At 72.3% G+C, this 12,184-nt stretch carries 7 protein-coding genes; 2 read left to right on the forward strand and 5 right to left on the reverse strand.

Going from position 1 to position 12,184, the window contains the following annotated elements; genetic code table 11:
• Nucleotides 1-170: 170 nt before the first annotated feature.
• The 5 genes from ACFWY6_RS19375 to leuS form a co-directional block, all read right to left on the reverse strand.
• Nucleotides 171-2,846, reverse strand: coding sequence for a ComEC/Rec2 family competence protein (locus ACFWY6_RS19375; protein ID WP_384691682.1), 2,676 nt, complete (start codon nt 2,844-2,846; stop codon nt 171-173).
• On the reverse strand, nt 2,843-3,916 hold the full coding sequence (locus ACFWY6_RS19380) for a helix-hairpin-helix domain-containing protein (RefSeq protein ID WP_384691685.1): 1,074 nt from the start codon (nt 3,914-3,916) through the stop codon (nt 2,843-2,845). Before ACFWY6_RS19380 ends, ACFWY6_RS19375 begins: the two co-directional genes overlap by 4 nt.
• Nucleotides 3,917-4,023: 107 nt before the next feature.
• Nucleotides 4,024-4,869, reverse strand: a complete 846-nt coding sequence (locus tag ACFWY6_RS19385; protein WP_266867054.1) for a DegV family protein — start codon at nt 4,867-4,869, stop codon at nt 4,024-4,026.
• Between the two features lie 62 nt (nt 4,870-4,931).
• Nucleotides 4,932-5,675: a hypothetical protein gene (locus ACFWY6_RS19390; protein ID WP_384691687.1), complete on the reverse strand. Its 744-nt coding sequence runs from the start codon at nt 5,673-5,675 to the stop codon at nt 4,932-4,934.
• Nucleotides 5,676-5,839: 164 nt separating this feature from the next.
• Nucleotides 5,840-8,740, reverse strand: coding sequence for a leucine--tRNA ligase (gene leuS / locus ACFWY6_RS19395; RefSeq protein ID WP_384691690.1), 2,901 nt, complete (start codon nt 8,738-8,740; stop codon nt 5,840-5,842).
• Nucleotides 8,741-9,163: 423 nt separating this feature from the next.
• Here leuS and ACFWY6_RS19400 point away from each other — a divergent pair, with 423 nt between their 5' ends.
• Nucleotides 9,164-10,474 carry a cytochrome b/b6 domain-containing protein gene (locus ACFWY6_RS19400; RefSeq protein WP_384691693.1) on the forward strand — a complete coding sequence of 437 codons (1,311 nt, stop codon included), beginning with the start codon at nt 9,164-9,166 and terminating at the stop codon, nt 10,472-10,474.
• Entirely contained in the window at nt 10,471-12,060 is a 1,590-nt protein-coding gene (locus tag ACFWY6_RS19405) for an NADH-ubiquinone oxidoreductase-F iron-sulfur binding region domain-containing protein (RefSeq protein WP_384691696.1), read from the forward strand. The genes ACFWY6_RS19400 and ACFWY6_RS19405 overlap by 4 nt, the downstream gene beginning before the upstream one ends.
• The last annotated feature ends 124 nt before the right edge of the window (nt 12,061-12,184 follow it).

Genomic DNA, 12,184 nt, shown 5'->3' on the forward strand with positions numbered 1-12,184 from the left:
ACTTGACAACTCCTGTCCCGAAGGGGCATTCGATCACCGTTGCGGCATTCGATGCAACACGGCCCTACATCGCAGGAATCACGCACTGGCGATTGAACTGTCGCGACTGGCCCGTACTGGCCCGAATTGATCAGCTCGGGCGGATTGCTCAGCTAGGGCGGATTGCTCAGCTAGGGCGGCCGTGTGACCACCTCCATCTCCGGAGCCGCGCCTTCCGCCGCTCCGGCCGTCGGTCCGATGACAGCGATCGAGCCATTCCTGTCCGTCCGCAGCACCTCCGCTCCCCCGGCCCGCAGCGCCTCGACCGTGCGCGGCGAGGGGTGGCCGTAGGAGTTGTCGCGGCCGCAGGAGATGAGCGCGAGGCGGGGCGCGGACCGTCTCAGAAGTCCGGGGTCCTGATACGCCGAGCCATGATGGGCGACCTTGAGCACATCCACCTCCGGCAGCGACGCCACGGCAGGCGTCCGCAACAGGGCCCGCTGGGCGGGCGGTTCGAGATCTCCGAGCAGCAACAGCGTGAGTCCTTCGGCGCGGACGAGCAGCGTGACGCTGGAATCGTTGGGCCCCTCGGGAGTCAGCCCCCGGCCCGCCCCCTGGGCCATGGGCCACAGCACCTGCCAATCGAGGCCTCCGGTGCGCCGCCGCTCCCCCGCCACGGCCCGAGTCACCGGAATGCGATGGGCGGCCGCCTGCGCGTGCACGAACTCCGCCTGGTCCGGCGGCTCCTGAAACCCCGTCGTCTGGATCGCGCCGACCCGGCGCCCGCGCAGCACGCCCGGCAGGCCCGCGACATGGTCGGCGTGAAAGTGCGTCAGGAGCACGAGCGGAACGCGCGTCACGCCGAGCGAACGCAGACAGCGGTCCACGAGCACCGGGTCGGGCCCCGCGTCGACGACCACCCCCGCACCGTCCCCCGCCGCGAGCACGGTGGCATCCCCCTGACCCACGTCACACATCGCGAACCGCCAGCCCGCCGGAGGCCACCCCGCGATCACCCGGGTCAGCGGCGGCGGCTGCACTACCGCGATGAGGAACAGCAGGGCGCAGGCCGCGGCGAGCCAGGGGCGCCGCAGCAGCCCGCGCCCCACCAGGGCGACGACGACCGTGCCGGCGGCGAGCAGCAGCCCGCCGCGCCAGCCACCGGGCCAGTCGACACCGCTGCCGGGCAGCGCCGCACCCGTACGGGCGATGTCCGCGATCCATCCGGTGGGCCAACTGGCGCACCACGCCAGGAACTTGGCGACCGGCATCATCACAGGAGCCGCCGCCAGGGTGGCGAAGCCAAGGACCGTGGCGGGCGCGACGGCGACCTCCGCAAGGAGATTGCAGGGCACCGCCACCAGGCTCACCCGGGCCGCCAGGACGGCGACGACCGGTGCACACACCGCCTGCGCGGCGGCCGCCGCGGCGAGCGCCTCGGCCGGGCGCGGGGGAACCCGGCGTCTCTGGAGGGACGCGCTCCACCGCGGGGCGAGGGTGAGCAGGACGCCGGTGGCCAGGACGGACAGCAGGAATCCGGGGCTGCGGGCCAGCCATGGGTCGTAGAGGACGAGCAGCAGCACGGCGGCGGCCAGGGCGGGGATCAACGACCGGCGGCGCCCGGTGCCGATGGCGAGCAGGGCGATGAGCCCGCAGGCCGCCGCCCGCAGCACGCTCGGATCCGGTCGGCAGACGATCACGAAGCCCAGGGTGAGAGCGCCCCCGACGAGCGCGGTCGTCCGCAACGACATCCCAAGGCGTGGGGCGATGCCCCGCCGCTCGGCGCGCTGCGCGATGCCGGGCGGGCCGATGAGCAGCGCGAGCACGATCGTGAGGTTGGCCCCGCTGACGGCGAGCAGATGGGTGAGATCGGTCGCCCGGAAGGCCTCGTCGAGATCGGGCGGCACGCGCGAGGTGTCCCCGACCACGAGCCCGGGCAGCAGCGCCCGCGCGTCGGCCGGCAACCCGTCCGTGGCCTCCCGCAACCCGCCCCGCAGCCGTCCGGCGACCTGCTGCGCCCCGGACGGCCCCTCCACCACACGCGGCTCCCGCTCCCCGGAGACCCGCAGCACCGCCGCGATCCGATCCCCTCGAGGCAAGGGAGGCGCGAGACTCCCCTGAACCCGCACCCGGGTAGAGGGCAACAACGCGAACCAGCTCGCCGGACGAGCACGCGGATCGGGACGCCCGCCCCTGCCGGGGTCCCCGGCACGGCCGCGCTCAGCGGTCGCATCCCTGGCGATGACCAGGACCGGGGCACGCGTCACGGATGTCGCGCCGTTCGTCGAACCGACCCGCACGATCTCCGCGTTCAGCATGACGGAGGGCGGGACGGACCGGTCCCCCGTGACGTGGGGGCGGGTGTGGCGGGGGTCGGACGTGACCTCCAACTCGGCGTCCACCTCCGCGTACTGTCGGGCCAGCGCGGGGACGGGTCCGCAGTGCAGGTCGGCACCGTGCAGGCCCGCCGACGTCGCGGCCGCCGCGCTGCAGAGCAGTGCCGTCGCCACCGAGACCCGCCCCCACGACTGCCGGCGCCCCGCAACCCGCGCGCACTCCTGCCCCTGCCGCCGCCCCCGCGCAGCCGATCGGCCCGCGCCCGCCGGCCACCCCCGCACCGTCAGCGTCACCAACAGGGCGCCCGCCACCACCACACAGACGACCACTGCCGCGATCACCCATCGGGGCGGGGCGTCGAGCGCCAGAGCCGCCGTCCCCCAGGCCGCCAGCGCGGGCGGCACGAGGCGGAGGTCCGCCGGGCCCTCCTGCCGGGGGTGGGAGTCCCCGAGCCTGCGCCCGGACGACGCGTGCACCGCGGGGCGGACCGGGGGCGTGGCGGCCCCCGCGGCCGAGGGCGCCGGCCTCATGGCCGCACCAGATTCCGCAGGTCGGCGAAGCGGCGGTCGCCGATGCCATTGACCTCGCGCAGTTCGTCGACCGATCGGAAGCCTCCGTGCTCCGTGCGGTAGTCGATGATGTGCTGGGCCAGTACGGGACCGACACCGGGCAGCCCGTCGAGCTGCTCGGCGGTGGCCGTGTTCAGCCCGACCGGCGCGGCGGGACTCGCTCCCGTCGGCCCCGCCGCAGCCCCGGCGCCGGGCACGGCGGGTGCCGTCGCCGGTGCGCCCACCACCACCTGTTCGCCGTCGATGAGCAGCCGGGCGCGATTGAGGCCGTCCAGGTCCGCACCGGGGCGGACCCCGCCCGCCGCCTTCAGCGCGTCGGCGACCCTGGATCCCGCGGGCAGCCGCAGAATGCCGGGACTCCGGACCTTCCCGCTGACGTCCACGACGACGCCGCCCGCCGCGCCCCCTGAACCAGCCGTTGAACCAGCCGCCGGACCGCCGCCCTCCGGAGGCGGAACCCCGAGAGACGGAGACGGCTCCGCCTCGCCGTCCGACGCCGCCCGCACGACCTCCGGCGCCCGCACCGGCAGCGTGCGCCCCGCCCAGAAGTGCTGGGCGGCGAGCACCGCGGCGAGGACGAGCACGGCTGCCAGCGCGATCAGGCTCCGCCGCTCCAGCCCACACCTGAGTTGCAGCCACAGCGGCAGCCGCTCCCGCACGGCAAGACCCACCCGCCCCCGCACCGGCGGCTCCGCAACAGGCCCCACCGGTTCGGCGACAGGCCGCCCCGCCGGCCGCGCATCCGGAGGCGCTCCCGACCTCAACCCGACGCCGCCGCCCGCCCGTTCGGGCTCGGCGAACAGTGTCTCCGCGCGCAGCCGCAGCGCCTCCGCCGAAGCCTGCCGCCGGACGGCCCGCCTGCGGGCGTGCCGCTGACCCCCGCGACCGTCCGAAGCGCGACCGTCGGAACCGCGGCCCCGCCCCGGCCCACTTGAAGCGCCAGATGCCCGCGGAAGAGACGACCGCGAGAGTGATGTCCGCGAAGGCGAGGTCTGTGAACGTGATGCCTGTGAAGGTGATCGAAGTGCCATGCCGACGACGTTAGGGACTGCACCAAAATCATGTTGATCTTGGTCAATTCCCGTGGATTACCCACGAGTTGTGGATAACTCCGTCACCCACACGCGCACCGACCGCCTCAGCGAGGCGAGACCACGGCCCCCAACAGCCCCGGCCCCGTGTGCGCCCCGATCACCGCGCCCACCTCGCTGACATGCAGTTCGGCCAGGCCCGGCACCCGTTCCCTGAGCCGCTCGGCGAGCGCCGCGGCCCGCTCCGGCGCCGCCAGGTGATGCACCGCGATGTCGACGCGGTTCGCCCCGGCCCGCTCGACCACGATCTCCTCAAGGCGCGCGATCGCCTTCGACGCCGTCCGCACCTTCTCCAGCATCTCGATGCGTCCGCCGTCCAGCTGAAGCAGCGGCTTCACGGCGAGCGCGGAGCCGAGCAGCGCCTGCGCCGCACCGATCCGCCCGCCCCGGCGCAGATAGTCCAGCGTGTCGACGTAGAAGTAAGCGGACGTGCCCGCGGCCCGCTTCTCCGCGGCCGCCACCGCATCGTCCACCGAGCCGCCGGACTCGGCCGCCTCCGCCGCCGAGAGCGCGCAGAACCCCAGGGCCATCGCGACCATCCCGGTGTCCACCACCCGCACTGGCACCGGCGCGTCCTTCGCCGCGAGGACCGCCGCGTCGTACGTGCCGGAGAACTCGGCGGACAGATGCAGCGAGACGATCGCCGTCGCGCCCGCCTCCGCGACCTTGCGATAGGTCTGGGCGAAGAGTTCGGGACTCGGCCGGGAGGTGGTCACCGGCCGCCGTTTCTGCAGCGCCAGGGCGAGCGAGCGGGCGGAGATCTCCGTGCCCTCTTCAAGCGCCTGATCGCCGAGGACCACGGTCAGTGGCACCGCTGTGATGCCGTGCCGCTCCATCGTCCGCTGCGGCAGGTAGGCCGTTGAATCCGTGACGATCGCGACATGACGGGACATGCGCTGGAGATTACCTGCCTGGGCCCGGGGGCGGCAGCCCGACCCCTTTGCGGACGGGCCCGTCAGGTCGTGCTCTCGGGCCTGGCCTTCTTCTGCCAGGGGTAGACCGGCTGCGGCGCCGGCGGGTTGATCGCGGGCTGCTCCGGCTCCTGTTCGGACGTCTTGGACGGCTCCGCCCAGGTCTGCTCGGCGTCCTGGTCCGCGCCGGCCTGCGGCTCGGGCCAAGAGGTCGCCGAGGCGGGGGTCTGCGGCGACGACGGCTCCGTCGTCCAGTGCCGCAGCGCACCCGCCTCCATGTCGATCTGCGTGCTCAGCGAGTCCAAGTCGTCGTCGGCGAACCTGCGGGCCCGGTCGCGCGCCGACCACCGCAGCGAGTCCGCCGCCTTCGTGATCTGTTCCGTGCGCTCCCGCAGCCCGGGAAGCCGCTCGGCCAGGCTGCCCTTGTCCGGGTCCCGCTCGAGCCGCCTGAGTTCGTCGTCCAGCTCGTGGCCATGTGCGCTCAGCCGCTCGAAGAGCCCCAGGGACTCCTTCAGCGAGGCGTCTTCGACCACGCCCGCCTGCAGCGTCTCCTGCGTGGCGCGCATCGAGGTGCGCAACGAGAGCCGCAGCTGGGCCAGTTCGCCCGCGGGGCCGATCTGTCCGAAGCTCTTCGCCCGGAGCGTCGTGTCCTCCACCGTCCGGCGCGCCTGCGAGATCGTGCGGTCCACGCCGCGCTTGGCCGCGCCGACCACCTTCACCGTCGCGTACGCACCCAGGGCCAGGAACAGCACGACGAGCAGCGCCACGACTGCGATCACGGCTTCCATGACGCTCCTCTCAGGTCCTGCGGCGGGTTCCGCACCGACCCTTCAACGGTAAACGCAAAGGGCAGGCCGAGGGTTCCAGCGGAACCCCCAACCTGCCCGTAGGGGACTACCCCCATGCCCCGCGCGTCCTCGCGAAGCGGCGGCGCAGGGGCGGAACGGCTCGACTACGCCGGGACGATGTTCACCAGCTTCGGCGCCCGCACGATGACCTTGCGGATCCCGGCGCCGTCCAGCGCCGCCAGTACCCGCTCGTCGCCCAGGGCCACCTTCTCCAGCTCATCGTCCGAGATCGACGGGGAGACCTCCAGACGCGCCTTGACCTTGCCCTTGATCTGCACGACGCAGGTCACGGTCTCGTCCACGACGAACGCCGGGTCGGCGACGGGGAAGTCCTGGTGGACCACCGAGTCGGTGTGGCCCAGCCTGCGCCACAGCTCCTCGCCCACGTGCGGGGCCAGCGGCGCGATCAGCAGCACCAGGCGCTCGGCGACCGAGCGCGGCAGCGCGCCGCCCTCCTTGGTCAGGTAGTTGTTCAGCTCGGTGATCTTGGCGATGGCGGTGTTGAACCGCATGCCGCCCAGGTCCTGGCGCACCCCGTCGATCGCCTTGTGCAGGGCGCGCAGGGTGCCCTCGGCGATCTCGGTCTCCGCGAAGTAAGCGACCGTGACCTCACCGGTCGACTCGTCGACGATCAGGCGCCACAGACGCTGCAGCAGGCGGTACTGGCCGACCACCGCGCGGGTGTCCCACGGGCGCGAGACGTCCAGCGGGCCCATCGCCATCTCGTACAGACGCAGGGTGTCCGCGCCGTACTCCTCGCAGATCTCGTCCGGAGTGACCGCGTTCTTCAGGGACTTGCCCATCTTGCCCAGCTCGCGCTTGACCGGCTCGCCCTCGAAGAAGTACTGCCCGTCGCGCTCCTCGACCTCGGCGGCCGGGACCGGGAAGCCACGGCTGTCGCGGTACACGTAGGCCTGGATCATGCCCTGGTTGAACAGCTTGTGGAACGGCTCGGCGGACGAGATGTGCCCCAGGTCGAACAGCATCTTCGACCAGAAGCGGGCGTACAGCAGGTGCAGCACGGCGTGCTCGGCGCCGCCCACGTACAGATCGACACCGCCGGTCGGCTGGCCCGCGCGCGGGCCCATCCAGTACTGCTCGACGGCCGGGTCGACCAGCTTCTGGTCGTTGTTCGGGTCCAGGTAGCGCAGTTCGTACCAGCAGGAACCGGCCCAGTTGGGCATGGTGTTGGTCTCGCGGCGGTACTTCTTGGGCCCGTCGCCCAGGTCCAGGGTGACGTTGACCCAGTCCTCGTTGCGGGACAGCGGCGTCTCCGGGGAGGTGTCCGCGTCGTCCGGCTCGAAGGTGCGCGGGCTGTAGTCGTCGACCTCCGGCAGCTCCAGGGGCAGCATCGACTCGGGCAGCGAGTGGGCGATGCCGTCCTCGTCGTAGACGATCGGGAAGGGCTCGCCCCAGTAGCGCTGGCGGCTGAACAGCCAGTCGCGCAGCCGGAAGTTGACGGTGCCCTCGCCGATGCCCTTGCGGGCCAGCCACTCCGTGATGCGCGCCTTGGCGTCGACGACCCCCAGGCCGTCCAGCGAAATGTCCTCTCCGGAGGAGTTGACCAGCTTCGCTTCGTACGAGGCGAACGCGTCATCCCACGTGGAGGCGTCGGTCCCACGGTCGTCCGAGGGCTGGACCACGCACCGCATGGGCAGCTCGAAGGCGCGGGCGAAGGCGAAGTCGCGGGTGTCGTGCGCCGGGACGGCCATGATCGCGCCGGTGCCGTAGCCCATCAGTACGTAGTCGGCGATGAAGACAGGGACCTGCTCGCCGCTGACCGGGTTGGTGGCGTAGACGCCGGTGAAGACGCCGGTCTTCTCCTTGGCGTCGGCCTGGCGCTCCACGTCGGACTTGGCGGCGGCGAACGCGCGGTACTTGGCGACGGCCTCGGCCGGCGTCGCATGCCCGCCGGTCCACACGTCGTGCGTGCCCTCGGGCCAGGCGGCCGGGATCATCTTGTCGACCAGCTCGTGCTCGGGCGCCAGGACCATGTAGGTCGCGCCGAACAGGGTGTCCTGACGGGTCGTGAAGACGGTGATCGCGTCGTCGCCGGAGCCGACCGGGAAGTCGACGCGGGCGCCCTCGGAGCGGCCGATCCAGTTGCGCTGCTGCAGCTTGATGGCCTCGGGCCAGTCCAGGGCGTCCAGGTCGTCCAGCAGCCTGTCGGCGTACGCGGTGATACGCATGTTCCACTGGCGCAGCTTGGCCTTGAAGACGGGGAAGTTGCCGCGCTCGGAGCGGCCGTCGGCGGTGACCTCCTCGTTCGCCAGGACGGTGCCCAGGCCGGGACACCAGTTGACGGGGGCGTCGGAGGCGTACGCCAGGCGGTACTCGCTCAGGACATCGGCGCGCTCGTTGGCGCTCAGCTCGTGCCACGCGCGCGTGGAGTTCGGTACGGCACGCTCACCGGTCTCGAACTGCGCGACCAGGTCCGCGATCGGACGGGCCTTCTTCGCCTCGCCGTCGTACCAGGAGTTGAAGATCTGGACGAAGATCCACTGGGTCCACTTGTAGTAGTCCGGGTCGATCGTCGCGAAGGAGCGGCGCTTGTCGTGGCCCAGGCCCAGACCGCGCAGCTGCGACTTCATGTTCTCGATGTTGGCCTCGGTGGAGACCCGGGGGTGGGTGCCCGTCTGCACGGCGTACTGCTCGGCGGGCAGGCCGAAGGCGTCGAAGCCCAGGGTGTGCAGGACGTTGTGGCCCGTCATGCGCTGGAAGCGCGCGTAGACGTCCGTGGCGATGTACCCCAGGGGGTGACCGACGTGCAGGCCCGCACCGGAGGGGTACGGGAACATGTCCATGATGAACTGCTTGGGCTTGGCGACCAGTGCGGCCTGCGCGGCGTCGCCCGCCGCCATGTCGCCGCTCGGATTCGGCGCCTCGTACGTGCCGTCGGCGTCCCAGAAGTCCTGCCAGCGTGCCTCGATCTCGGCGGCCAGGACGGCCGTGTAGCGGTGCGGCGCGGCCACCTCGGAGGCGGCAGCAGAATTCGTCTCGCTCATGATCCTCAAAGCTCCATCGATCGTCTCTGCCTGCGGAATTGACCGTCCTGGTCAAATAAAAATGCCCCTCGCACAGGAGGGGACGCCGCGCCGATGCCGACCGCGAATTACCGGCGGTCGGGACTGATCAGCGCGGCCCGCTAAGCAGAAGGCGTACGGCACGCATGGCGTCAGGGTACCGCAGCGCCCGCGCGGCCCGCGACGAGCCGGGCCGTGACGCTGGATCACGCCTCATGACGCTCCGGAGGCCCACCGGAATCTCGAACTCCACCTTTGGCCAAGGGTTACTCCGCGTACCGACCACTATCGGGGCAACACCAAGATCGCGTCGCGGTTTTATAACAACGCAATAACTCAAACCTCGTACTCACTGGTATGCGGCGACTTAGCATGCGGCGATCGAGCCATCTCGGAGTCGCCCCCATGAACCCTCTGAATCCTCATCACAAGAGCCGCGCAAGCCGCACCGATCGCACGAGCCGCACTACTCGCACCACTCGCACGGCCCGTTCGCCCCGTTCGGGCCGTTCGGGCCGTTCGGGCCGCAAGAGCCGCACTGATCGCGAAAGCCGCACGTTCCCCGCGTTCCCCGAGCCCAGCAGAACCACCCGCGGAGTCCTGTCCACGGCGGCGCTGCTGCTGATACCCCTGCTCGTCATAGCCGGGAGCGACGCCTTCCGCGCCGCCCTCGACTTCACCACCGGCGTCCTGTCCCTGGTCAGCCTGACCGCCGCCGTGGTCTGGGGCCTGGTCGCCACGGACCGCCTTTTCCTGCACTCCCGTCAGCGACTGCTCGCCCAGGCCGTGCACCGGGCCACGGCGGTCGCCTCCATCGGCTTCCTGCTGCTGCACGTCACCGTCAAACTCGCGCTCGACCATGTGTCGCCGGTCGGCGCGCTCATCCCCTTCGGCCTCGGCTTCTCCGGAAGCGACGGGCTCATCGGACTCGGCTCGCTCGCCGGGCTCCTCATGGTGGCCACGGGCATCACCGGGGCCCTGCGCAGCGCCTTCGCGTCACCGGCCCAGATCGCCTCGCGCTGGCGGGCGCTGCACATGCTCGCCTACCCCGCCTGGTGTTCGGCGCTCATCCACGGCCTGTACGCGGGACGCGCGCCCAAACCGTGGGTGATCGCCCTCTACTGCCTGTGCCTGGTCGCCGTCGCGGGAGCCGTCGCGCTGCGCGCCGCCCCGCTCCCGGTCAAGCGGAAGGTCGCCGCCCGGATCCTGGCCGTCCTCGAACCGGAGGAGCGGAACAGGCCCGCCCGCAGGGACACCACCGAATCGCCGCTCCCCGGCACGACCGCCGCTCCCGGCCGTGCCCCCTACCCCGAGGCCGAGCCCGATCCGACCCCCGTGGTCGGCATCGCCGCGGCCTACCGCGTGCTCGCATCCGACAACAGGCCCACGGAGGTCCTGCCCGTCACCGACCCGCCGCCCCGCTGGCCGTCCCCGTCCCCGCCGCCTCCCGCCGAGGCCCCCCGTATGCCGTACGACTCCTCCCATGACTCCTACGACCCGTACGACACCACGCACGACACGGCGTACGTCTCCGAAGAGGCCGCCTACCGCTCCCACGACACCTCGTACGGCTCCACATACGAACCGGCGTACGACCCCACGCCCACGTACGAAGCCCCGTACGACAGCGGTCCCGCCACCGAACCGCTGCCCCACACCTTCCAGGCGCCGAGTCCCGGCGAACCCTGGAACGCCGCCACCGGAGGCCCCAAGTGAACGCGTCGCTGCCCGATGTCCCCGAAGTCCGCGTGGTCGGACTTCCGCTCCTGACCTCGGGCTTCGACCTGGTCGAGCGCCTTGATCTGGCGATGCACCTGAAGGTGCACGGGCCCCTGGAACCCATGGCGGGCGAGTCCCTGGCCACCCTCTCCGAAGACATCTCCTTGCGCGGCAGGGGCGGCGCGGGCTTCCCCTTCGCCCGGAAGCTGCGCGCGGTCGCCGACGCCGCGATCCGTCGCGGGGTGCGCCCCGTGGTCGTCGTCAACGGAAGCGAGGACGAACCGGCCTGCCGCAAGGACACCGTCCTGATCAACCGCGCCCCGCACCTCATCCTGGACGGCGCGCTCCTCGCGGCCGAGGCGCTGGGGGCCCGCACCCTCGTCATCGGCGTGACCCGCGACTCCACGGAGTCCTCCATGCGGTCGGCGCTCGCCGAGCGCGGCCTGACCAACCGGCGCGGATCGGGCATCCGCGCGCGCGTGCAGCGCAATCCGGTGCGCATGGTGACCGGCGAGTCGTCGGCCCTGGTCCGCTCGGCGGACGGCGGCCCGCCGCTGCCCCCGGGGCGCAAACTGCGGACCTCCGACTCCGGAGTCGGCGGCGCGCCCACGCTGCTGTCCAACGCGGAGACCTTCGCCCAGCTCGCGGTCGCCGCCCGGATCGGCGCCGACCGCTACCGCCGCACCGGCCTGCGGGACGAGCCGGGCACGGTGCTGCTCACCGTCTCCGGAGCGGTCGCCCGCCCCATGGTGGTGGAGGTCCCCACCGGAGTGCCCCTGCGGTACGTCCTGCAGCTGGCCGGCGCGCCGCCGCTCCCCCAGGGCGTCCTCACGGGCGGCTATCACGGCAAATGGCTCGACGCGGTCACCGCCCATGACGCGGTCGTCTCACGCGCCTCCCTGGAGGCCTGCGGCGGCGCGCTCGGCGCGGGCGCCATCCTGCCCATCGGCCCGGGCACCTGCGCCCTCGGGGAGTCGCTGCGCGTGGCGCACTGGCTGGCCGCCGAGAGCTCGGGCCAGTGCGGCCCCTGCTATCTGGGGCTTCCTGCGGCGGCGCGCGGCCTCGCGGACATCCTGGACGGCGGCGGGCCGACCGCCCTGGAGGCACTGCGCGAGGTCACCCGGGCCGTGAAGCGGCGCGGCGCCTGCAAACACCCGGACGGCTCGGCGGCCTTCCTGGACTCGACGATCTCGGCGTTCACGGACGACCTCGCCGCGCATGTCCTGGGCGGCGGCTGCGGCCGCCCCGTGGAGGGTGTCCTGCCGCTCCAGGCGGAGGCCCCCCAGGGAGAGGCGCCGAGCGGTCGCAAGCTCGCCGTCGACTGGACGCTCTGCCAGGGCCACGGCCTGTGCGCGGACATCGTCCCGGAGCTGATCCAGCTGGGCCCCGACGGCTTCCCCGGCGTCGCGGAGGCGCCCGTACCGCAGTACTCCGAAGCGCGCGCCGCGCGTGCCGTTCGCCGCTGCCCGGCGCTCGCGCTCCGCATCGAGGAGGACCCCTCGGTGGCACCACCGCGCCCGGCGCTGCCTCCCGCCCTGCCGCCGGGCCGCGGCCGCAGGGCACTGGGAAGCGGGCGCTCCTAGACACACGAAAGCGGGCCACCCCAGGCCGGGGGACCCCACTGAAAATAGTTGGGGTTGGTTTTTTTGGTTAGGGACATGGGTTTGTTGGTGGCGGTGGGATATAACAAACTGAAGCGGCCGAGCA

The sequence above is a fragment of the Streptomyces sp. NPDC059037 genome (assembly GCF_042740015.1).
Classification (GTDB): domain Bacteria; phylum Actinomycetota; class Actinomycetes; order Streptomycetales; family Streptomycetaceae; genus Streptomyces.